22 protein-coding genes are annotated in these 24,240 nt (G+C 30.1%); 5 read left to right on the top strand and 17 right to left on the bottom strand.

Annotation, left to right across the window (positions count from 1 at the left end):
- Positions 1–137 precede the first annotated feature (137 nt).
- A complete protein-coding gene (locus tag FP421_RS11450; RefSeq protein ID WP_159950745.1) occupies positions 138–755 on the top strand; it encodes a hypothetical protein in 618 nt (205 codons plus the stop codon).
- A gap of 98 nt (positions 756–853) precedes the next feature.
- Entirely contained in the window at positions 854–1,429 is a 576-nt protein-coding gene (locus FP421_RS11445; protein WP_159950743.1) for a YdeI/OmpD-associated family protein, read from the top strand.
- Between the two features lie 45 nt (positions 1,430–1,474).
- Here FP421_RS11445 and FP421_RS11440 read toward each other — a convergent pair whose 3' ends face one another.
- The 5 genes from FP421_RS11440 to FP421_RS11420 all read right to left on the bottom strand — a co-directional run bounded on the left by FP421_RS11440 (position 1,475) and on the right by FP421_RS11420 (position 8,662).
- Entirely contained in the window at positions 1,475–2,356 is an 882-nt protein-coding gene (locus FP421_RS11440; RefSeq protein WP_159950741.1) for a carbohydrate kinase family protein, read from the bottom strand.
- 1 nt (position 2,357) lies between these two features.
- Positions 2,358–3,632 (bottom strand): glycosyltransferase, encoded by a 1,275-nt coding sequence (locus FP421_RS11435; protein WP_159950739.1) that lies wholly within the window; start codon positions 3,630–3,632, stop codon positions 2,358–2,360.
- Positions 3,633–3,647: 15 nt separating this feature from the next.
- Entirely contained in the window at positions 3,648–5,732 is a 2,085-nt protein-coding gene (locus tag FP421_RS11430; RefSeq protein WP_159950737.1) for an HAD-IIB family hydrolase, read from the bottom strand.
- A gap of 250 nt (positions 5,733–5,982) precedes the next feature.
- On the bottom strand, positions 5,983–7,449 hold the full coding sequence (locus FP421_RS11425) for a MoxR family ATPase (protein ID WP_159950735.1): 1,467 nt from the start codon (positions 7,447–7,449) through the stop codon (positions 5,983–5,985).
- Positions 7,450–7,537: 88 nt separating this feature from the next.
- Positions 7,538–8,662 (bottom strand): vWA domain-containing protein, encoded by a 1,125-nt coding sequence (locus tag FP421_RS11420; RefSeq protein ID WP_159950733.1) that lies wholly within the window; start codon positions 8,660–8,662, stop codon positions 7,538–7,540.
- 204 nt (positions 8,663–8,866) lie between these two features.
- On the opposite strand from FP421_RS11420, the gene FP421_RS11415 reads away from it, so the two are divergent.
- Positions 8,867–11,488 carry a zinc-dependent metalloprotease gene (locus tag FP421_RS11415; protein WP_159950731.1) on the top strand — a complete coding sequence of 874 codons (2,622 nt, stop codon included), beginning with the start codon at positions 8,867–8,869 and terminating at the stop codon, positions 11,486–11,488.
- Positions 11,489–11,551: 63 nt separating this feature from the next.
- Positions 11,552–12,433 carry a TIGR01777 family oxidoreductase gene (locus FP421_RS11410; protein ID WP_159950729.1) on the top strand — a complete coding sequence of 294 codons (882 nt, stop codon included), beginning with the start codon at positions 11,552–11,554 and terminating at the stop codon, positions 12,431–12,433.
- Here FP421_RS11410 and FP421_RS11405 read toward each other — a convergent pair whose 3' ends face one another.
- The 10 genes from FP421_RS11405 to rsfS all read right to left on the bottom strand — a co-directional run bounded on the left by FP421_RS11405 (position 12,434) and on the right by rsfS (position 22,381).
- Complete coding sequence (locus tag FP421_RS11405; protein WP_159950727.1) at positions 12,434–12,883, bottom strand: hypothetical protein; 450 nt, start codon at positions 12,881–12,883, stop codon at positions 12,434–12,436. It abuts the gene before it with no gap.
- A gap of 58 nt (positions 12,884–12,941) precedes the next feature.
- Positions 12,942–13,127 (bottom strand): hypothetical protein, encoded by a 186-nt coding sequence (locus FP421_RS11400; protein ID WP_159950725.1) that lies wholly within the window; start codon positions 13,125–13,127, stop codon positions 12,942–12,944.
- Between the two features lie 8 nt (positions 13,128–13,135).
- On the bottom strand, positions 13,136–16,738 hold the full coding sequence (locus tag FP421_RS11395; protein ID WP_159950723.1) for a T9SS type A sorting domain-containing protein: 3,603 nt from the start codon (positions 16,736–16,738) through the stop codon (positions 13,136–13,138).
- 308 nt (positions 16,739–17,046) lie between these two features.
- On the bottom strand, positions 17,047–17,682 hold the full coding sequence (locus FP421_RS11390; protein ID WP_159950721.1) for a YceI family protein: 636 nt from the start codon (positions 17,680–17,682) through the stop codon (positions 17,047–17,049).
- 11 nt (positions 17,683–17,693) lie between these two features.
- Complete coding sequence (locus tag FP421_RS11385) at positions 17,694–17,957, bottom strand: acyl-CoA-binding protein (RefSeq protein WP_159950719.1); 264 nt, start codon at positions 17,955–17,957, stop codon at positions 17,694–17,696.
- Positions 17,958–17,959: 2 nt separating this feature from the next.
- On the bottom strand, positions 17,960–18,616 hold the full coding sequence (locus FP421_RS11380; protein ID WP_159950717.1) for a phosphatidylserine decarboxylase family protein: 657 nt from the start codon (positions 18,614–18,616) through the stop codon (positions 17,960–17,962).
- Between the two features lie 2 nt (positions 18,617–18,618).
- Positions 18,619–19,413: a phosphatidate cytidylyltransferase gene (locus FP421_RS11375; RefSeq protein WP_159950715.1), complete on the bottom strand. Its 795-nt coding sequence runs from the start codon at positions 19,411–19,413 to the stop codon at positions 18,619–18,621.
- 1 nt (position 19,414) lies between these two features.
- Complete coding sequence (locus FP421_RS11370) at positions 19,415–19,999, bottom strand: LUD domain-containing protein (protein WP_159950713.1); 585 nt, start codon at positions 19,997–19,999, stop codon at positions 19,415–19,417.
- Between the two features lie 15 nt (positions 20,000–20,014).
- Positions 20,015–21,994 (bottom strand): ATP-dependent zinc metalloprotease FtsH, encoded by a 1,980-nt coding sequence (gene ftsH, locus FP421_RS11365; RefSeq protein ID WP_159950711.1) that lies wholly within the window; start codon positions 21,992–21,994, stop codon positions 20,015–20,017.
- A gap of 18 nt (positions 21,995–22,012) precedes the next feature.
- Positions 22,013–22,381: a ribosome silencing factor gene (rsfS, locus tag FP421_RS11360; protein ID WP_159950709.1), complete on the bottom strand. Its 369-nt coding sequence runs from the start codon at positions 22,379–22,381 to the stop codon at positions 22,013–22,015.
- Between the two features lie 86 nt (positions 22,382–22,467).
- On the opposite strand from rsfS, the gene FP421_RS11355 reads away from it, so the two are divergent.
- On the top strand, positions 22,468–23,199 hold the full coding sequence (locus FP421_RS11355) for a biotin--[acetyl-CoA-carboxylase] ligase (protein WP_159950707.1): 732 nt from the start codon (positions 22,468–22,470) through the stop codon (positions 23,197–23,199).
- Here FP421_RS11355 and FP421_RS11350 read toward each other — a convergent pair.
- Together FP421_RS11350 and pyrE are read right to left on the bottom strand one after the other, a co-directional pair.
- On the bottom strand, positions 23,196–23,585 hold the full coding sequence (locus FP421_RS11350; RefSeq protein ID WP_159950705.1) for an SRPBCC family protein: 390 nt from the start codon (positions 23,583–23,585) through the stop codon (positions 23,196–23,198). The genes FP421_RS11355 and FP421_RS11350 overlap by 4 nt on opposite strands.
- Positions 23,586–23,594: 9 nt before the next feature.
- The gene (gene pyrE / locus FP421_RS11345) at positions 23,595–24,236 is read right to left on the bottom strand and encodes an orotate phosphoribosyltransferase (protein ID WP_159950703.1); all 642 of its coding nucleotides are present in this window, start codon (positions 24,234–24,236) and stop codon (positions 23,595–23,597) included.
- Between the last annotated feature and the right edge of the window lie 4 nt (positions 24,237–24,240).

The following is a 24,240-nucleotide window of genomic DNA, read 5'->3' as shown; positions in this document are numbered from 1 at the left end:
ATTGAATCAACACTTCTATTTAACTGACTAACAAAGAATTGAAATCTTAATATTTTGTTAAACATGCGTTAAATTAATAGTTTAATTTTCTATAATAAAAGTAATACTATTATATTTGCAATATAAAACTCCAAGTCATGAAAAAAATACTTATAATACTTATTTCGATCAGTCAGTTTTTTTCATTTGCTCAAAATGATGAAAACAATCACAATAATTTACATCTAAAAATTTTTAATCCAGTTATTGAAATTAACAATAATGAAAAAACTCCTGATTATTTAGTTTTTGAAGATATTCTAAAGTCTATCTACATAGCTCCCACAAATAATTCCGAAGGTAAGTTTGCCATATACGATACATACCAAAAAGAATTATTAGAAGCCCAGTATACATTATCAATAGATAACAGAAAAACAGTTAAAAAAGAAATTATAAAAACCTCTAAAAAAGCAACATCTATTGTCATAGAAAGTTACACTCAATTCATCAATGAAATTATCACAGAAGCCTACATAAAAGAATCTAAAAATTATAAAATTTCGTTAGAGCAAATTGAAAAGACAAATAAAAACAATTATTTAGATTATCATGTTTTAGTAAAACAAGACAAACTCAATAAAAAAATAGATATTGATGATAACATCAATATAGAAATTGGTCAAAATATTTATAAATATATCAATAAGATATATAAATCTGAATTAGACAAAACACTTAGAAACAGTATTAATTTACTAGTTGTTAACTGGTAACACATTTTTTCATTTGTTAATTTTTGTTAGGTTGGTTATATTGGTATCTCAATTCGTTGAGATACCAATTTTAATTTACAACAATTTCAGCCTTATAGATGGATAAAAAAATAGAACTATATTTTAAAAATGATGATGAATGGAGAGATTGGTTGTCTAAGAACCATAATAATTCAAAAGGTGTTTATTTAATTTTTTATAAAGTAGAAAATAACGAAGCATCCATGCGTTGGGAAGAAGCTGTAAAAGTTGCTTTGTGTTATGGATGGATAGATTCTACAGTTAAAAGTTTAGGAAATAGAAAAAGACATCAATATTTCTGTCCTAGAAATCAAAAAAGCGCTTGGAGTGCATTAAATAAAAAATACATCAAACAATTAACTGCTGATAACCTGATGCATAAAAGCGGATTAGAAATCATAAAAATTGGTCAACAAAATGGTTCTTGGTCGGCTTTAGATGATGTTGAAAAAGGAATTATACCTGATGATTTACAAGTAGCTTTTGATAACAATACAAAAGCTTTCGATAATTATAAAAACTTTGCACCTTCGTACAGAAAAAGTTACTTATACTGGATAAAGCAAGCAAAAAGAGAAGCCACAAGACAAAAAAGAATCACAGAAATTATTCAACTCTGCAGTGAGAATATAAAGTCTAGAGATGCAAGATGAGAAGTTTTTCTTTCTAATTACTAAAATAGTTACTTTTTCAGCTATCTAAAGATGCATAAAACTATCAATACTCTCTTTTTTTATTATTGCATTAGCTCCTTTATTTGAAGCTACTAAAGCACCTAAAGCACAAGCCAAATCTAAAGCTTTTTGAGGTGGTACATTTGCTGTTAAATTATGAATTAAAGTGGCTAAAAAAGAATCCCCAGAACCAACTGTATCTACCACATCAACTAAATATCCACTATTATAATACAATTTATCATTAAATAGTAGAACAGCTCCATGTTCACCTTTGGTAACACAAATTCTTTTGGTTGCTGTTTTTGATGACATAAAGTGAAGGTTTTGTTCTAAATTATTGTAAGGAGAGCCTAAATCTGCAGCAATTTCATACAGTTCTTCGTCATTAAATTTTATAAAATCAGCTTTAAGCATTAAATCTGATAATGTTTTAATATCATAAAACGGTTTTCTGATGTTTACATCAAAAATTTTGTAAGAAGCAGCTTTTAAGTATTGGTATAATGTTTCTCTAGAAATTTCATCTCTAGTCACTAAACTCCCAAAAACAAAAGCATCAGAATTTTTTACTTTTTCTAATGCTTCTGTTGTAAACTGTATTTTATCCCAAGCTTTTGGATGTTCTATAACGTAACTTGCTGCTCCTTTTTTATTTAAAGTAACTGATACTTTTCCTGTTTCAAAATCATTTAAAACTTGAATATTAGCAGTACTTAAATGTTGTGTTTCTAAATAGTCAATAATTAATTTCCCTAACTCATCTTTACCAATAGCACTAATCATGGTAACCTCATTTGAAAAAGAATTTAATCGAGATGCAACATTTAAAGGTGCACCTCCAATTTTCTTTTCATTCGGAAAAACATCCCATAAAACTTCTCCAAAAGAAACAAATTTGTTCATTTTAATAAATATTAGATTCTGATGTTCGTTGATTTATAGAACTCGCAAAGATGCTTAGCATGCGTTTTGCAATCCCTGTCCAACCAAAATTACGTCTTGCAAAACGAGCACCTTCTACAGACATTTCGTTTCTTAAATTTGGATATAAAAGCGGCATTGCCATCATTGCTCCAAACTCTTTTGGTCTGTGAGGATCTGCAAATAATGCTTGGTTACCAAAATCTATTAAATCACATAAACCTCCATGAACAGTCACAACACTTGGCGTTCCACAAGCCATAGCTTCAATGGCAACCATACCAAATGGCTCATATCTAGAAGGCATTGCAAAAATACTTGCTGATCTATACACATTTGCTAAATCTTCATCTGCTATGTAATTTTTCCATTTTATTTTATCCATTACTCCAATTTCTGAGGCTACTTTTTTCAATTTTTCAATTCCATCCCTATCTTGTTTAGAGTCTCCACCAATTGCCGCAACTAATCTTGCTTCTGGACAAAGTTCAAAAAGTGTAGGTAAAGAATTGATTAACAAATCATACCCTTTATTATGCGCCATTCTACCTAAGGCTAGAACATCTGTAGGTTGTATATCGTATTTTGCTCTAATTTTATCATTTTCTTTTGATGGTACAGGAAAAAATCGATTTTCGTCAATTCCAGGAGGAATCATACTACAATTTTTGGGCAATACATCATACTGTTGTGTTAATAAATCTACCTGAGGTAAAGTCGTTGCAATCACAAAATTACACATTTGGTACACAAAGTATTCTTTTCTAATTCTTTCTTTAAATCTATAGGTTTTTTCCATTTCTTTTTCATCCATATCACTACCCATAGTGTGCTGTTTCCACCAACCTAAAGAGTGAGGAGTATGAACGTGACAAATACCTAATTCTTCAGCAATTTTTTGTCCAGCCCAACCAGCATCCCAATAATGAGAATATACTACATCGTACTTCTTATTTTCTTTTTTAATTGCTGCTAAGGTATTAGTAACAAATTTTTTAAGATGATCATGCATGTCTTCTTTTCTGATGAATTTTTTTCCACCAAAAGGAATTCTCCAGACATCATAATTTTCGTTTACGTGATCGTACTCTGGTTGATCTTCAAACTGACGTGTAACTAAATCTACTCTTTTCCCTAATCTACTAAACCTTTCTGCTAGCTCTAATACATAAACTACTTGTCCTCCAGTGTCTGGTTTCCCCAATTCTGCATTAGCGGCGACATAACCGTGTAAAGAGATCATTAATATCGATTTCATAATTGTTTCTTTTAATTAATTGTTTATAATTTTTAAATCGTGACAAGCAGATATATACTGTGCTGCTGACCAAGCTTGGTATGCTTTACCCATTGGTTTTCCTGTGGTACCATGAGCCCATTCTGTGAACTCCCATTCTTCGTTAATACCTTCTTTGTTTATTAACGCTAGTTTGTGCAACTCAGAAATTGCCATTTCTCTAAATCCTAATTTATGAACAAACCTCACCCAAAAACCACCTACAAAAGGCCAAATTCCTCCATTATGATAATGATTTGGTAAGTTTAATAAATTAACTGTATAATAAGGTCTCCAATCTGGATCTCCAGGACTAACAACTGGATACACATTTGTAACAGGATAAGGATCGTTTACACCAACACCTAACATAAATTTAAAAGTTTGATGCGCTTTCTCTGAATCTAAAGTCCCGTATAAGAAAGCTAAAATGTTTCCTAAGGTATCACACCTCCAACTAAAATCGAAAGGTGTAGTTTGTGCAATTAAGTAAGAAGTATCACCTAAGGTAAATTGTTTTTCTGCAAATGAAACCGATTGAAATAATTGTTGTTTTGTTGAAGGCCAAAAGTTTTGAACAATTTCTTTTTTAATTACCTGAGACCACCTAATATATTCTCCTGCTTCTTCATTGTTACCTAACATTTCTAACATTCTACCAAAACAAACATTAGATCTGTACCATAATATTTCATCGTATAATATATTATAACTTCTACCAAAAAGATCTGTCCAATCTCCTGCTTCTGGTATTTCTAAAAGAGCATCATTATTACTATCATGAGCAGATAACCAACGCATTGTTTCTTTTACATCAGGAAAATATTGTCTTAAAAACTCAATATCTTTTGTTACGTTGATGTATTCATAAAACGCAATGATCACCCAAATACCACTATCAATAGAGCAAATTCCTCCAACGCCTGAATAATCTGGGGTATTATCTTTTATACGGACGTTAGAGGGGATTTGTCCATTTTTTGTAATATGTTCTAATAAAGTGATTAAGGTTTGCCTTTGGCAGGTATGAATCTCTTTATCATTAATAAGAGGCAAAGAACCTATTACTGTAATTGCACCATCTCTAGCCCAAACACTGTAATAATTTTCATCTGTACCATGTGCTACATTATCTTTTATAGAACAAGCAGAAAACCCTAAAGGTGTAATGTTCTTTTTTAAAGCTTCAACCGCTTTAGTATATCCTTCTTGAATTAACGCAATCTTTTCGTTATCATCTTCTAAAGCAATATTATTTAGTTCTTGTTGAATAAAGAAGTCTTCTGAATGGTCTACGTTTGTATCTACCATTGCTTCTTCTGGAAGTATGTCATAATACACTAATCCTTCTACAATTCCATCTCCTTTTTCTCTTTCTGAGTGATATACTTTTTTATGCTTTGTATAAGCATATAATTCTTCATGTGCATTGGCAACCACAATACCCAATACATCTTTTAGGTCGAACATAGCAGAATCATTACCACTATCTCCAGCAACTAAAACCTGATTTGTTTTAATTTTTAGTCGCTTTAACAACCATTGTAATGCATTACCTTTGTTGGCGAATTTAGGAAGAATGTCTAGAAATTTATTTCCAGAATAAATTACGTTAACCTCCATACCAGCTTCTACAAAACTTTCTTCAATATCTGTAATTAATTCTTCTGTAGCATCATGAAAAAAGTAGCTTCTTTTGTAAGAATGTTGAAATCTACTAGGTTGCTCACTTACAGGATGATTTACACTGGTAATAATATCTTCTACCGATTTTAAATCCCATCCCTCATCAAGGACATCATTAAATTCTTTAACAAGTGTTTTATTGTTATAATCATAAATATGTGTCCCTACTCCAGAAATAATATAATCTGGTTTTGGTAAAATTCCTCTGTCTATTAAACTTAACACATCGTCTTTTAAACGCCCCGTATTAAATGTTAATAAAGCATTAGTTTTATCTTTGTATTTCTCCCATATTTTACCAAAATTACTATGAAAAGTATGGAAGTCTATCAATGTATTATCTATATCAAAAGATAGTAATTTAATGTTCTCATTACTACTAATGTTTTTATCCATAAGGTGTGTTTTTTTAATATTTTAAAGACAACTATTTAGCCTAAAATAGTAAAAATTAAGTTGATGACCTTAGCAATACATGTCAAATGATAGTTTGAAAATTATTTTTATGAGAGTGATAAAAATTAAGAACTACAAATATGGATTTGTAATTTAAAAGAACTTCTATTGTATATTTCTTAATCTACATTTTAACAAAAAACCTCATAAATATTAAATTTATGAGGTTTACTTTTATAGAATATGACGTTTATAATCCACTAATAAAGTTTCCATAAGGGTCTTTAAATTGGGTTCCTTCTGCAAACCTATATTTACTCAGTTTTTTAAATTCAACTAAACCCCACAACAAAAATTCTTTTACAAAATACGCATCATCTGTACTCATGTTTGGTTGATGCTCTTGTAAAAATTGATGCAATGGTTTTATTTTATCCAATTCGTTTTGGTATTGATAATTGGTATAATCTTCTAAAAGTTCAAAATCATCTTCGGTATTAAAAAACCAAGAAACAATTTCATCATAAGGAGATTCATCGGTTTGCTTTTCTAATTTTTTAATTTCTGGGAAATAGATAGGAAATAATGATTTAATAGCTTTTTTAATTAAACGCTCTGCAACTGTTTTTGCGCCTTCTTGTTCTCCTTCATAAACCAACTCTACTTTACCTGTAATCGCAGGAATAATGCCATCAAAATCACTCAAACGAATCATGGTGTGTTCGTCTCCAGAAATTAAGGCACGTCTTTCTGCTGTGCTTAAAAGATTTTCAAATGCAGAGATGCTTAAACGTGCACTTACACCGCTTTTTGCATCAATATATTCGCTTTCTCTAGCTTCAAAAACAATTTGTTCTAACAAATCTTTAGCCAATTCTGGTACTTCTATAAAATCTTTTTGGGCATTTGCTTTATTAGCTTCTTGTTGCGTAATTGTTTTGGCAGTTTCTATATCTTCTGGATAATGTGTTAAAATTTGCGAACCAATTCTATCTTTTAAAGGTGTAACAATACTTCCTCGATTGGTATAATCTTCTGGATTTGCTGTAAACACGAATTGCATATCTAAAGGCAATCGTAATTTAAAACCACGAATCTGAATATCACCTTCTTGTAAAATATTAAATAAGGCAACTTGAATTCTAGCTTGTAAATCAGGTAACTCATTAATTACAAAAATGCACCTGTTGGCTCTTGGAATCATTCCATAATGAATAACTCTGTCATCTGCATAACTCAATTTTAAATTGGCTGCTTTTATAGGATCTACATCACCAATAATATCTGCTACAGTAACATCTGGTGTTGCTAGTTTTTCTGCAAAACGTTCGTTTCTGTGTAGCCAAAAAATAGGTGTTTCATCACCTTTTTCTTTAATGGTTTCAATAGCAAATCTTGAAATTGGATTTAAAGGATCATCATTAATTTCTGAACCTGCTACAACAGGAATATATTCGTCTAATAAATTTACCATTAGTCTAGCCAAACGTGTTTTTGCTTGCCCACGTAAACCTAATAAATTGATATTGTGTTTACTTAAAATGGCTCTTTCTAACTCAGGGATTACTGTATCTTCATAACCATGTACGCCTTTAAAAACCGTTTCTTTACTCATCATTTTACTAATAAGATTTTCGCGTAACTCGTCTTTAATAGATTTTGATTGATACCCTGATTTCTTTAATTCTCCTAGTGTTTTTATGTTTTCTAAATTCATTTCTTTGTTTTAGATGTAAGAAAAAAGACGAAAGAAAAGAGATTTAACCCATGCTCTTTAATCTTTATTCTAATTTCTCTTTTCTTATTTATCCTCTAATTCTTTTTTTTCTGTTGGTTTCATAATCTTCAAAAATCATTTCTCCTAAACCTTTTAAACCAGTATAAAACGCTTTTCCTTGGTTGGCTTGTGTAAATGCTCTTACAAATTGCATTAAATAAGGGTCTTGTGCAATCATAAATGTGGTAATAGGAATATGTAATTTTCTAGCTTGTTGTGCCATTCCATAACATTTGTTTACAATGTATTTGTCTAAACCATTACTGTTTTTATAATATTGTCCATCTGGCATTCTTAGGCAACTTGGTTTACCATCTGTAATCATAAAAATTTGCTTATTCGTATTTTTCTTTCTGCGTAACAAATCCATAGCTAAATTTAAACCAGCCACAGTGTTTGTATGATAAGGACCCACTTGTAAATAAGGTAAATCTTTAATTTTGATGGTCCAAGCATCATTACCAAAAACTAAAATATCTAAGGTGTCTTTTGGATAACGAGTTGTAATTAATTCAGCCAAAGCCATAGCTACTTTTTTGGCAGGTGTAATTCTGTCTTCTCCATACAAAATCATAGAGTGACTAATATCTATCATTAACACAGTGCTCATCTGACTTTTATGAAGAGTTTCTTCTACAACCAAATCATTTTCAGACAAAGTAAAATCTCCAATTCCGTTATTAATTTGTGCATTTCTGATACTCTCAGTCATCGAAACTTTGTCTAGATTATCGCCAAATTGATAAGCTCTAAAATCTCCTGTATGTTCATCTCCAATACCTGGTGATTTACTTTTATGATTCCCAGCACCACTTCTTTTAATTTTACCAAAAATATGATTTAAGGCTTGCTGACGAATTGCACGTTCTGTTTTTGCTGTTATTTTTGTACCTCCAATTCCATCTCCATCAATTTCTTCTTTGATGTAACCTTTCTTTTTTAGATCTTCAACAAAATCGTCTATAGTATATTCTGGAGTGGTTAATTTATACTCTTTATCTAAAGAACGTAACCAATCTATGGCTTCATCAAAATCTCCTGAAGTATACGTAATTAGCTCCTTAAAAATTTCAAAAAGTTTCTCGAAAGGAGATTGATTTTTTGCTTCGTAAGTTTTAAAAACAAAACCTTTTCTTTTTGTATTATCTTTCATCACTATAAAAATACGGCTTTAATTGTTTTACAAAAAAAGATTAACATTGCTTTAATATATTGAGGTGTTGTTAAAATTTATTGTGCATTAATAAATCTCATTTTTAAATGTAGCTTTAGGTAAATATAACTTTATCATAAAATTAACATTTAATCTCATCACCAAAAACTAAATTGTAAATCTATTTAATCAACTTATAATCATATGAAAAAAATCAATCCAGGTAAATTAAAAGTGCTTTGCACTTTATTTTTAACTATTTCCGTATTAGGTATACAAGATGCAAATGCACAATTTTGGAAGAAAAAAAAGAAACAAGTAAAAACAACTTCTGTTAAAAAAAACCCACCAAAAACAAAAGGTAATTCAATAAAAAGTTTAACAAAAAGTAGTAAAAAAATAGAAGGTTTATTTACCATTTATCAAGATACTGTAACTGGTTCTGTCAAATTATTAATAAAACAAGACCAATTAAATAAAGATTTTATATACTTTTCTCAAATTGCAGATGGAGTTACTGAAGCTGGACAATTTAGAGGTTCATATCAAGGTTCTAGTGTATTTCATGTAAAAAAATACTTTAACAAACTTGATTTTTATGCTCCAAATACTTCTTTTTATTTCGATAAAAACAGTGCGCTTTCTAAATCTGCAAAAGCGAATATTAGTGATGCAGTAATAGCAAGTGGAAAAATATTAGCTTCTGATGATAAAAAAGGAGAATATTTAATTGACGCAAACGGATTGTTCTTATCAGAAACTTTTACTAGAGTTAAAAATCCACGTAGACCTGGATCATCACCATTTGCATTTAGCTTAGGTAGGTTTGACAAGAATAAATCTAAAATAAATGAAATTAAAAACTATCCAGAAAATACAAATGTAAAAACAGAATATGTATACAGCAATCCATCTGTTTTAAATGGTGGTTCTGCTGCAGTTACAGATGGTAGAAATGTTTCTATTAAGGTATTTCATACATTTATGAATATGCCTAAAGAAGATTACAAACCAAGAATGGATGATGCCAGAGTTGGTTATTTCTTAACGCAAACAAATGATATGACCACCACTAATACTATAAATTATAGAGATATGATTCATAGATGGAAGTTGGTGAAAAAGAATCCTAATGCAGTTATTTCTGAACCTGTTACTCCTATTACTTGGTGGATTGAAAATACAACACCTTTAAAATGGAGAGAAACAATTAAAGAAGGTGTATTAGCTTGGAATGAAGCTTTTGAAAAAGCAGGATTCAAAAATGCAATGGTTGTAAAAGTACAACCTGATGACGCAGACTGGGATGCTGGTGATGTACGCTACAATGTTTTACGTTGGACATCTTCTCCTAACCCGCCTTTTGGTGGTTACGGACCAAGTTTTGTAAACCCAAGAACTGGAGAAATTTTAGGAGCAGATATTATGTTAGAATTTGTGCATTTTACAAATAGAGTTTTTGCTGATAAATTATACAATGACGCTGCTTCTAACATGAAATTAGAAACTTTAGAAGAAATAAAGAATAAACAATTATTTGAAAAACATAATCCTAAATTTTGTTCAATGGGACATGTAGTGCACCATAATATGCAATTAGGATCTGCTGTATTACAAGCAAGTGGTGCTTCTGATTTAGATAAGGAAACCTTGAAAAAAGAAGGAATGAAATCTTTAATTATGCACGAAGTTGGGCATACTTTAGGGTTAAACCACAATATGAAAGCTAGTCAATTATTTTCTCCAGAACAATTAGCAGATAAAGAATTCATTAAAGGAAAGGCATTAACAGGATCTGTGATGGATTATGCAGGTATCAACATTACTAATGACAGAAGTAAGCAAGGACAATATGCAGATATGGCTGTTGGGCCTTATGATATTTGGGCTATTCAATTTGGATATACTCCTTTTAAAGGTGAAGTAGAAAAAAACACTCTTTTAAATAGGTCTACAGAACCAGAATTAATTTTTGGAAATGACGCTGATGATATGCGTTCTTCTAGTAATGGAATTGACCCTAGAGTAATGATTGGTGATTTATCTAACGATCAGATTACTTATTCAATAAATAGGTTTGAATTGGTTAACAATATGATGAAAAATATTAAAACTAAATTTACTAAAAAAGGAAAAACTTATGAAGATTTAAGAAGAGCATATTACACGTTACAAAGTCAATCTGCTATTGCTGGTGGAGTAATTTCTAGGTTTATAGGAGGTGTTTATGTAGACAGATCAACCTTTGGACAAGAAGGTGGAAAACAACCTTACACTCCTGTTAGTTTAAAAGATCAAAAAAGAGCAATGGCTGCTATGAAAAAATATATTTTTGCACCAAACGCATTTGACGCACCAAAAGAAGTTTACAATCACTTAGCAAGACAAAGAAGAGGATATAACTTTTTTGGCAATACAGAAGATCCAAAAATTCATGAACAAATTTTAGGGTATCAAACAAGAACATTATCGCATTTAATGCATCCAAATACTTTACAAAGAATATCAAATTCAGAAATTTATGGTAATGAATATAAATTATCATCTTTCATGACAGATTTAAACAATATGATGTTTAAACCTGATGTATATGGTAGCATTAATTCTTTCCGTCAAAACTTACAAGCAGTTTATACAAAAAGATTAATCGAAATAATTTCTGGAAGAACTAGCAGTAGGTTTACTGTAGCTGCCAAATCTATGGCAATCTACAACTTAAAAAATATAAAATCTTGGGTAAGTAATGGCAAAGGTAATTTAGCTACAAAAGCACATAAAAATCACTTAAAAACATTAATTACAAATGCAATGAAAGAGATTAAATAATCTTATAAGATATATCTATTCAAACCGCAATCATAATGATTGCGGTTTTTTTATTTTTACAATATGGCAAAAATTCTAATTACAGGAGGTACTGGTTTGGTAGGAACTCAACTTGTAAAAATGTTATCAAAACATAATCATGAAGTTGTAATTCTTAGTAGAAATCCAAAAAATAAAAATGAATTTAAATGGGATATTTCTTCTAATTTCATTGATGAAAAAGCACTTTTAAAAACAGAATACATTATTCATTTAGCTGGCGCTGGCATTGCTGATAAACGTTGGACAGAAGAGAGAAAACAAACTATAATTGATAGTAGAGTTAAAACCGCCAACCTATTATTTGACAAAATAAATGAATTAAACATTGACTTAAAAGGTTTTATATCAGCTTCTGGAATTGGCTATTACGGAGCTGTTACTTCAGACAAAATTTTTAAAGAAACTGATAAACCTGGAACAGATTTTTTGGCCGATGTTTGTGTAAAATGGGAAAATGCTGCATTGCAGTTTAAAAAAAATAAAATACCTGTTTCTATATTAAGAACTGGTATTGTCTTATCTAAAAAAGGGGGTGCTTTAGATAAAATGAGAACTCCAATTATTTCTCCATTAGGCTCCGGAAAACAATATATGCCTTGGATACATTTAGAAGATTTATGTACAATGTACACACATGCTGTTGAAGAGAATATAAATGGGATTTTTAACGCTGTGGCTCCAGAACATCATACAAGTAAAACTTTTTCTAGAGCATTAGCAAAAAGTATTAAAAAACCATATTTAGCCTTTGGTGTTCCTAGTTTTTTGTTGAAGATTTTATTTGGAAAAATGGCAATTATTCTTCTAGAAGGAAGTAGAATTTCATCAAAAAAAATCGAAAAGAATGGGGGTTATTCTTTCCGATTTTCAAAACTTAATGAGGCGTTAAATGAATTAAAATAATTACTCTAACTTACTCTCTTTCATTTTTCCTAGCCATGTTCTCCCACCTAAAGTAGACTTATACTCTACAAAGCCATCTTTAACTTTTGTAAATTCTATTTTCATTTTTGTTCCTCTTTTAAAAGGGAAATTAGGTAATGTATAATCTTCTATTGTCACGTAAACTAAGTCTTTAGATACCCAAAACAATTTAGATTTAATAAAATGTTGTTTATTATTATGAAACTCAATATGTTCATCTCCTTTAAAAGTTACAAACACTTCTCCTCCGTTATAATTGTAGGTAAAAGATTTATCTTTAATCAGAGGTTCTCCTTTATATTCCGTGGCATTTTTATCTATAAAGTTTAAAGACGTTGGATTTAAGGTCATTAAATAATCTTGCGCATTTACATAAATAGCAAAAGATAATACTAGTACTAAAAATAATTTGTTTTTGAAATTTTTCATTTTGATAAGATTTAGGGGTTAAAAAAATATTTAGGGGTTATTAATTTATTCTTATATATTAAAAGCTATCACCACCAGGACTAGCTGGCAAGGAAGCTGCTTGAGCAGTTTTGGGGTTCAGTAACAAATATGTGCCTAATGAGGTTAATGCTGCATATTTACCATAATTCCCAAGCTTTTTTAAGGCTTCTTTTCTAGTAATGTTTTCTATCTCTATTTGAGGTTTATTTTTAATTTGTTTCATTGTAGGGGTTAATCAAAAATTATTTTTTTTGTTATTTTTCCTGAAGCAAAACTAATTTGTACAATGTAAATTCCTTTGCTAATATTGTTAACTTTAACTTCTTGGTTTAAGGTATTTTTTAATGCCTCTTTAAAAACTTCTTTACCTAATATTGAAATTAGTTTTATTTTTGCATCCTCTTTTTTTAAGCCTTCAATTTTTAGAGTATTCTGTGTATTTTGATAAATTCTTATTGATGAATCATACGTAACATTTTCTGCAGACAGTACTCCTGAAGTTGTATGGAGGTAAAAACGTTTGTCTCCATTCATCTCATTAGATATGTTTACCTTATAACTCAACTCTGATTTATTAAACTTTGTAAATATATTTAACTCTCTATCTTCTAAATAAATATTAAATCCATCAGGAATATTATTTGCTTCTACTGTAAACACTAATTCTGTGTTAGATTTAGTATTGATACTTACAGGAATTACCATTGAATCATAGTTATAAGTAGGTAAAACCTGAATTGCATATTTATGATTATCACTTTCATCTAAAATAAAAGTACTAATAGAAAAAGGAGTTTTATCATCAAACAAACGAGCATCATACCCTTCATCTATGCCTAAAGTCATTTTGTTTATATACTTAATATCGGTTTCTTTACCTGAAGTTCCGTTATTTACTTTTAGCTTGATATTAAAAGTATTTTGACTTTTTAAAAAATTATCACCTAATTGATGTGTTTGCATATTTTCGTTAAAAGAAATGCTAGTATTACCATCTATTTTAACAAAGAAACCTTGACCTGGTGCAATATATTTTGCGTCTGATGCATTGTTAAAAGGAATATAAGAACCATTTACAGCATCCCAGAAATACAATGCTTTGAAACCTGCAGATAGATTAGCAAAATTAACACTAACCATATTATTACTGCTATTTGCATTGGTGTTCACATTGAGTAAAGAAGGATATGGATTTCCAATTAAATTCCAACCATCAGACCCTAACTTTACAGGTTTTAAGACATCGTCTGTTTTTAAATTTCCAGTAAATACTAAGCTTCCAGGTGTAGTTCTTTTTACTGCTCTACCATCACCCAAAATAAAATCTCCTGAATCTGTAGTTTCTTTTTGATAATATTCCCAAGTTGATGTTGTATTATTATAATTTGATAAGCCTACATTACTACCTGAACCTGTAAGTATTGGATTTGATGTAACAAAAGTATCAATATCTAGATTTTCTACTGGGCTAGAAATCATATACCAATTGCTATTATCTTTAATATATCTATTATAAATAATATTTCCTGTTGCATTTCCCTGAACAATCAAAGATCCGCTAGCAGTGACATCAGAATTTATTATAGTAGTTCCTGTATTGTTTAAATTTCCAGTAACGGTTAATGATTTTCCTGAATTTATTGTTAATGTACCTACAACTGAAATGTCATTTACTGAAACGTTTGATAGGTCTAAATTTACAGTGTTCCCTGATGGTATTGAAACATTATCTGTTATTAAAGGTATTCTTGTTAAGCTCCAATTTGACAAATCTGACCAATTACCTGAACTTGCCGTAAAAGTATTTGTAACTGGATCTGAATTTATAGTTATAGAAAATTCTTTGCTATAAAACTCTCCAACATTAGGTGCTGTATAAGAAACTGTGTAAGAACCAGGTGATGAAGCAGATACATCAATTACTCCTGTAGACGAATTAATACTTAATCCAGATGAACTAGAGAATGTACCTCCAGAAACTCCTGTAATTGTTGGTGAAGGATCTAAACCATAGATTGAATGTATAGCTGTGTTGTAAGAAAAGTTAGAAAAATCATTGTAATGCTTCTGAATAAAATCTTCAATAACTCTTGCGTAATCTCTTGAAAAATAAGGTATTGTAGCACTTCTGCTGTCAGACCTTCCATAAATCGATGAATATGAAGATCCTAAATCTCTAACACGTCTATTAACTTCTGTCATAATGCCATCAATTGTACCACCACCTCCATTAACAGAGCCACCTCCTCCAACTACGGAGTTTGCATAGCTTGTAGTACCAGAACCATGTCTAATATTACTGTAATAATCTCCTGCAAAATAGGAATTGCCACCAGGATTTGTGTCATCACAAGAACCTTGATCCGAGCCTGTTTTCACATGACTCGGAACGGTTCTATACCCCACGCCTCTGCTACATCCTGCATGCCCAAGGGCTGCATATTCTGCACCTCCAGTAGTTTGCATTAAACCACCAAAGCTTTGTGAACCTCTAATTAAATCCTCAAAAGTTAAATTTTGTATGTTATTATCTATTAAGTTTTTAATAGTTACTCTTGCTAATTCTGTTACATTGGTAGTAGTATTATTTAAATTCTCTTCAAAAGAGCTACTAGGTAAATTGTAACCCGCTTCAATTCTTGGTATCGAATGACTTTGACCATGCAAATCAATGTACAACCCTTTTCCAAATTTAGTAGTTACATCTGCGCTTGCCTGATCTATAAAGCTATGATAGGCATCAAAATAAGGCTTCGCAGCCGAATTACCACAAGTAGCAACACTCTCGGTTCTATTAGGATCTAATTTATTTCTTCTTAAATTGTTAATTATGATATAAGGATATACCCCAAATTGTTCAAAACACTTTTTTTGTATTTCTCTGATTAAAATATCTGTATTATCATCCATTTCTCCAGTACCACATCGTCTTGTAGCTAGCTCACTACCTGTAAGTGTACCTCCATGTGGTGCAGAAATAATAACAGGCATTGTGCCTGGAATATATTCAATATATTTTTTTGAATTACTATAATATGTTGATGATATAATCTGTACAGAATCTGTGTAAATTTTAGGACAACTCCCATTTGTGGTATAAGAAACTGTATATAATCCTGGTGTAGATGCTGAAACATCAATTGTACCGTTAGAAGAATTAATGCTTAACCCTGATGTAGATGAATAGGTACCACTTTGACCTGTTGTAGTTGGTGAAATATCATTTTCATTTTGTGTTGCAAAAGAACTTGCATACGCAAATGTAGCAACATCACCATCAGAAATTGTAATATTCTGAGTAGATGAATTTTGATCTGGTGCTGTAGTTGTATATGTTACAACATAACTACCTAAAGTTGATGCTGACAAATCTATTTGCCCTGTAGATGAATTGATAACCAAACCAGAAGTAGATGCAAAAGTTCCGCCAGTTTCTCCTGTAATTGTTGGTATTGGATCTGATAATGTTTGGCAATATCCTGATTGTGCATAACTAAATGAAGCATCGTCTATTGAACCAATAGTTAAAGAAAAATCTTGCTTTACTTCTGTTCCATTATTTGGGTTACTATTAAAATTCCCATCAAAATCAAATACTTGACTACCATTCACAAAAATTCTTGCATAAGAAGTAGAGCCATTCCAACTATCTCCATAACCATCATACACTCTAACTGTGTAATCTCCGTTTGGTAAATTTACTGTATTAGAGTTTTGGTTTAAAAAAGAAGTATTACCTGAAGTTCCATAATCATTATCAAATGATAATACTGTGGTATTTGAAGAATTTATAATATCTACTTTATTTTCTCTAGACCACTGAGGCCAATTCACATTAATGTAAACATTATTCTGTGCAAAAGAAGATAACGGTAGTGAAACAAATATAAGTAACAATAAAAGTTTCAAAAATTTAGGGGAAAATTTTCTAGTCATTTTAGGGGTAAAAAAGTATAAAATTAATACTTAATCATTAGGTTTTAGGGGTTAATTAATTATTAATTGCTTCAAATATATGTACAAATATTTAATAATACCAAATAAAATTTAAAAAAAAATCGAAAATTATTTTTATAATTTTCGATTTTTAATAAGTTACTATTTCTTAAAAGCCTAATTTAAAAGATGTGAAATTTATAATATTAAAATTTTGATGTAATATTTAAAGCTACTTCGCTCCAAGTTTTAGACACACCATCTGCACCTTTGTGTAAGTCTTTACAAACAGTATTTAATGAGTTTAATGCTTCTAAAGCATTCCAACTATTAACATCCATTGTAGCTTCCATTGAAAATATTCTTCCTTCTATTGTATAAGAAAAAGGAACTTTTTTGGTTATTCCGTTCATTTTTAAATTGGTATAACCAGTTGAGTCATTTTCTATAACTAACTTTCCTGACAATAACTTTGTTTTATCCATCACACCAAAGAAAAACTTTTTAATCTTATAGTCTCTACTAGTGTCTTTGGTAAATATACTACTTACTGGTATTGAAAATTCTGTATTATGAATCGCTTCTTTTACAGAGTTCCCTTCACCTCCAGAAATAACATCTACTTTTTTAAATTGTCCTCCAACAGGAACTTTATCTGTAGTTTTGTATGCAGTGAAATTAATTTCATTTTTTGCATTTTTTACAGCAAAAGGTGCTGTACTTTTCTTTTTAACTACCTCATTTGGTGTTTCTTTACTATAATCTGGTCTTTTTTCTGACTTACATGCTGAAAAATTTAAAGCTAAAACAACTAAAACTGCTACTGTAAATACTTTTTTCATTTTTTTATTATTTATGTGTTTAATACTTTATTTGCTAAATCTATGTACTCTTTCTTTGCTTCTTCTGAAGTCATTCCATTTAATTGCATCCATGCGTTAAACTTAAAACCACTTCTAAGATCTAAACCACTTTCGAAAGAAAAATTGTTACCAAAACTAGCTTGTTTGTAGTAGGCATAAAACTTCAACATTACATCTGGTGCAATTGTCCATTTTAACTTTGATATTTTTTCGAAAGCTTCATTAAACTCTTTGTCTAAATCAGAATCTGTCATTCTTATTTTTCAGCAATTACTTGAACTCCTCCTTTTACTTTATCGCCCAAAGCAACATTTAATTTTGTTTCTAGAGGTAAAAACAAATCTACCCTAGAACCAAACTTTATAAACCCTGCATCGGTTCCTTGTATTACTTTATCTCCTTCTTTAGCATAATTCACTATTCTTTTAGCTAATGCACCTGCTATTTGTCTGTAAAGTACATCCCCAAAAGATAAATTATTAATAACAACTGTTGTTCTTTCGTTTTCTGTTGATGCTTTTGGGTGCCATGCAACTAGATATTTTCCTGGATGATATTTACTATATTTTATAACTCCGCTCATTGCATATCTTGTAACATGAACATTTACAGGTGACATAAAAATAGATACTTGTAATCTTTTGCCTTTAAAATATTCTGGCTCTTCAACTTCTTCTATTACAACAACTTTACCATCTACTGGAGCAACAATAGTATCATTATTTAAAATTGTACTTCTCCTAGGGTTTCTAAAAAACTGAAGAACAATAATTAACAAAACTAAAATGATAATTTGAATAGCTTTCACCAACCAAGGAATATCAATAAATTTTTCAGCTAATAAAACACCAGCTGTTGATATAAACAATGCAATAACAATAATTTTATATCCTTCTTTGTGAAAACGAATCATAATTAAATAATATAATTAATATACAAATATACGAACGGAGCAGCAAACAACAAACTATCTAATCGATCTAAGATACCTCCATGACCGGGCATAATATTACCACTATCTTTTATGTTAGCTTGTCTTTTAAACTTCGATTCTATTAAATCTCCTATAGTTCCAATTACACTAATAATAACGGCAATTATGAGCCAATTTAAAACAGTAAACTCTTTATTGAATTTACTTATTGCAAAAGCAGCTAATAATGCAAATACAAATCCTCCTAGAAAACCTTCTATTGTTTTTTTGGGAGATACTGAAACAAATAGTTTGGTTCTTCCAAAATTCTTACCTACTAAAAATGCAAAACTATCATTAACCCAAATCATAATCAATATACAAATCATTAAGTTAGGATGATATGCTCCTTTATATATTGGCAAAAACACTAAAAATAGCATTGAAAAAACAAGATACCTAATTAATAAACCTAATTTTGATCTATCATTAGAAAACTTAATTTCTTTTTTTGTAAAGAGTTGATACATCAAGTATATGGCAGACAATAATGTGATTATTAAAATACCAGTTATTGCATAATTCTCTGGTCTTTTTAACATTAAAAACATTGCTAATAGAAAGAAAACATAACCAACAATACTCTTAAAGTTTATCAATCTAGAAAACTCCCAAATACATAACACGGAAAACAAAGAAACAAGAGCTATATATGATTCTTTTGAAAAAAGAATAGCAGATAAAAATATTAAAACGTAAATAATCCCTGAAAAACTCCTTCTAAAAAGGTTGCGCATACTATAAATCTTCTAATAGCAGCAAATATAAGTTTTTTGAGTTATTGTTACCGTAGTTTAAAAAATTATCGTCATTTTTATCTATTCCATAATTTTTTATGGCAGATATATTTGTTGGCAAATTCTCTTTATGATTTATTTTAATTCCTGTAAGTCCCTGACCCATATCCTTTACCAACTGGCTTGTTTTAGCAAAGACAATAAAGTTTTTTGGCATTTCAGATAATTTTACACTTTTTAATTGGTTTGAAGAAAATAAAATATTTCCATTATCTGCTATTAAATGCTCACAACTGGTTAAAATTGGTACATCAGTAATGAAATCTTTTTTAACTTTTACATCTTTCTTTTTAAAAAATGTTGACAAGTCTAAATCTAATAGGGTTAGATCTGACCAATTATTCTCTTTAAGTATATTCCTTAAATTCTCCGCAACTTCTGTTTTTTGAATACAATACAAAAATTTACCACCTTTTTCTACAAAATTATGTACAAAAAGATCATCTAGAGATAGTTCTACTTCTTGTTTACGAACCTCCTTATCTTCCTTTGCAGGAATATTGAAAAGTTTCTTAAAAAAATTCATTCAATTAAAGATATTTTATTTTTCAGTACTTTTAGTTACTGGGGGAATATCTTCTTTTTCTTCAATTATTCTTTCTATTTTTTCATCTACATCTTCAAACGATCTTTTACCAAATATTTTTTCTAAATCACCTTTAAAAATAACCTCTTTTTCTAACAACAACTCCGCAAGTATTGTTAACTTTTCTTTATTTTCTTCTAATAAATTGATAGCTCTCACATATTGTTCTTCAATCATCTTAGAAATTTCTTTGTCAATTTTTTGTCCAGTTTCTTCACTGTAAGGTTTTACAAAGGCATCGTTTCCTGAAGAATCATAATAGGTAATATTACCAACTTCATCATTTAAACCATAAACCGTAACCATGGCACGTGCCTGCTTGGTAACTTTCTCTAAATCGCTTAATGCTCCTGTAGAAATTTTATCAAAAATAATTTTCTCTGCTGCTCTACCTCCTAAGGTTGCACACATCTCATCTAGCATTTGTTCCGTTTGTACAATCAATCTTTCTGCTGGTAAATACCAAGCAGCACCTAAAGATTGTCCTCTTGGCACAATAGTAACTTTTACCAATGGTGCTGCGTGTTCTAACATCCAACTTACTGTTGCATGACCCGCTTCGTGAAACGCAATTACTTTCTTTTCTTTTGGAGTTATTACTTTGTTTTTCTTTTCTAAACCACCTACAATTCTATCAACTGCGTCTAAAAAATCTTGATGTTCAATTAATTTTTTACTGTTTCTTGCTGCAATTAACGCTGCTTCATTGCACATATTTGCAATGTCTGCTCCTGAAAAACCTGGTGTTTGTTGTGCTAAAAACTCAACATTTACATCATCTGATAATTTTAGTGGTTTAATATGAACTTCAAAAATTTCTTGTCTTTCTTTAATATCAGGTAAATCCACATAAATTTGACGATCAAAACGTCCAGCACGCATTAATGCTTTGTCTAAAACATCAGCTCTATTTGTGGCTGCTAAAACAATAACGTTTGTATCCGTACCAAAACCATCCATTTCTGTTAACAACTGATTCAATGTATTTTCACGCTCATCATTACCACCTGTCATGCTGTTTTTTCCACGAGCTCTACCAATGGCGTCAATCTCATCAATAAAAATAATTGAAGGTGATTTTTGAGCTGCTTGTTTAAATAAGTCACGAACTCTTGAAGCACCAACACCAACAAACATTTCAACAAAATCTGAACCTGATAAAGAGAAAAAAGGTACACCTGCTTCACCTGCAACTGCTTTGGCTAATAGAGTTTTACCAGTTCCTGGAGGTCCTACTAATAATGCTCCTTTTGGAATTTTACCACCTAAAGAGGTATATTTTTCTGGACTTTTAAGGAAGTCAACAATTTCTTGAACTTCTTCTTTTGCACCTTCTAAACCAGCAACATTTTCGAAAGTAGTTTTTACTTTTGTGTCTTTATCAAATAATTTTGCTTTGGATTTTCCAATACTAAAAATTTGACCTCCACCTGCACCTCCACCAGCACCTCCAGACATTCTTCTCATAAAAAATAACCAGATTGCAATTAGAATTATAAATGGTAAGAATCCTAAAATAGTTTCAAACATACTTGTTTTTGATTCATATTTTAAATCAAAATTCAAGTCTTTTTCTTTTCTTGCTTTTTCTATATTATTCTCAAAGTTTTGTAAGTCTCCAAAATCATATTCAAATAAGGATGAACCCCTAGAATAAAATGTTGAGTTTACTAATTTTTTATAACGATCTTTATTTAAAGCCTCATCTTTTATAAAAATTTGAGCTAAATTGTTGTTTACAACAACAATTTTCTTAACGTCGTTTTCTTTTAGTATTTCGTTAAACTCATTTTTAGAAATGTTTTTTGAAGCTAAATCTCCACTTCCTAAAAATTGTACCGCAATAATCACTAAAAATATTGCACCATAAATCCAGTAGGCATTAAATTTAAACTTAGGCATATTGGAATTATTATCTTTATTTGAATCACTCATCTATTTAAAATCAAAAAATTAAACTGGATTTATTTCTGTTATTTTTGCATCACCCCAGAGACTTTCTATATCATAAAAATCTCTAACGTGCTTTTGAAATATGTGCACTACAACGTTCACATAATCCATCAAAACCCACTCTGCATTGCTTTCTCCTTCAACATGCCAAGGTTTGTCTTGAAGTTCTTTACTAACTATTTTTTGGATTGAACCAGAAATTGCATTTACTTGTGTGTTTGAGTTACCTGAGCAGATTACAAAGTAATCGCATACTGTGTTCTCTATTTCTCGTAAGTCAAGTAATTGAATATCATCTCCTTTTACGTCATCAATTCCTTTTAATATTACAGCTATTAGATTGTCTGTACTTACTTGTTTTTTTGTCATTAACTATTTTCTAATTTTTCGCAAAGTTATTATTTTTTTGCGAGTATTTTGTGTATTATTACAGTAGTTTACACTTTATTTAACACTTGAAAATAATCAAACTTAATGCCATTGATTCTACTAATTCTTTTTTAAAAGATTTGGTGTTAAATTCTAATGAAGAAAATTACACTACAGTTACAACTAATAATCAAACCAAAGGTAGAGGACAACAAAAGGCTACATGGCTTTCAGAACCATTTAAAAACCTTACTTTCAGCACCTTTATAAGATTTAAAAATTTCAATATTAAGCATAAAAAATACTTGAATTTTGCGGTTTCTTTAGCTATTTTTGATGTACTTTCTGAAAAAAAAATCCCGAAATTATCCATAAAATGGCCTAACGACATTCTGTCAGCTAACAAAAAAATTTGTGGTATTTTAATAGAAAACACCTTTATTGGCAGTACTATTAAAAATTCGATTATTGGAATTGGCCTTAATGTAAACCAGGAATTATTTCCTAAAAGCTTACCCAACACTACTTCTTTAAAACTAGAAACTAGTATTGATTTTGATTTAGACAACCTTTTGCAAGAAGTATTAAAAAATATTCAAGAAAAAATATATTGTTTAGAATTAGAGGAATTTCTTTATTTAGAAAAACGCTATTTAGATGTTTTATACAAAAAAAACATCCCAACTATGTTTAAGGATAGTCAGGATAAAATTTTTATGGGTAAAATTATAGGTATTTCTAACCTTGGTAATCTTTTAATTGAATTGGAAGATGAATCTATCCATGAATTTGGTCTTAAAGAAATTTCATTTCTTTAAAAATTGCTTATATTTTCTGTTAAAGTACCAACAAATTTTGTTAATGGTTTTTTAATCATCATTGCCATCATAGGATTAAAATCTCCATCAAAATTTAATTGGACTTCGCACTTATCTTCAGAAACTTCATCAATATCAGCAGATAATGTAAAAGGTAATTTGCTACTTGCTGCACCCAATGTAATGTTAGAGAATTCTGTTTTGTCTTTTAAAACTAATCTAATTTCCGGCATTCCAGGTAAACCAAATAAGAATGAATCTCCATCAACTTCAAATTTTTGGATATTTTCTGGCATTATAGTTTTAAAATTCTTTAAATCTGAAAAATAGTTAAATACTTCTTGAGCTGATTTTTTTACAGAAACTTTATTTCCTTCTATATTCATTTTTTATATTTATTGATTCCATTCACTTGGATTCTTTCTCCAATCATTTAAAGTACGGAGTTCTTTTTGAGTAATGTAGGTACTATCTAAAGCCTGGTCTAATAAGCTCTCGTAATCACTTAATGTAGTTAACCCAACTCCTTTTTCTTTAAAGTTTTCGGTTGCTAAATCAAATCCATAAGAAAAAATTGCTACCATACCTTTTACAACTCCACCAGCTTCTTTTAATGCTTCTACAGCATTTAAACTACTTTTCCCTGTACTTATTAAATCTTCTATTACCACCACATTCTGACCACTTTCTAAATGACCTTCTATTTGGTTTTGTCTACCGTGTTTTTTCGGTTCTGGTCTAACGTAAATAAACGGAACACCAAGTTCTTGAGCCACTAAAATTCCGATAGCGATTGCGCCTGTAGCTACACCCGCAATTACATCTGGTTTACCATATTCTTTTTCTACAATTTTTGCAATTTCTTCTTTTAAAAAAACACGAACTGGAGGATATGATAACGTAATTCTGTTATCGCAATATATTGGCGATTTCCAGCCTGATGCCCAATTGAATGGTTCACTTGGACTTAACTTTATTGCCTTAATCTGCAACAAAAGTTCGGCTGTTTTTTTTGCCGTATCTTTGTTTAAAATCATATCA

Source organism: Polaribacter septentrionalilitoris, assembly GCF_009832745.1.
Classification (GTDB): domain Bacteria; phylum Bacteroidota; class Bacteroidia; order Flavobacteriales; family Flavobacteriaceae; genus Polaribacter; species Polaribacter septentrionalilitoris.
This window is presented reverse-complemented; position numbering and strand designations above follow the sequence as displayed.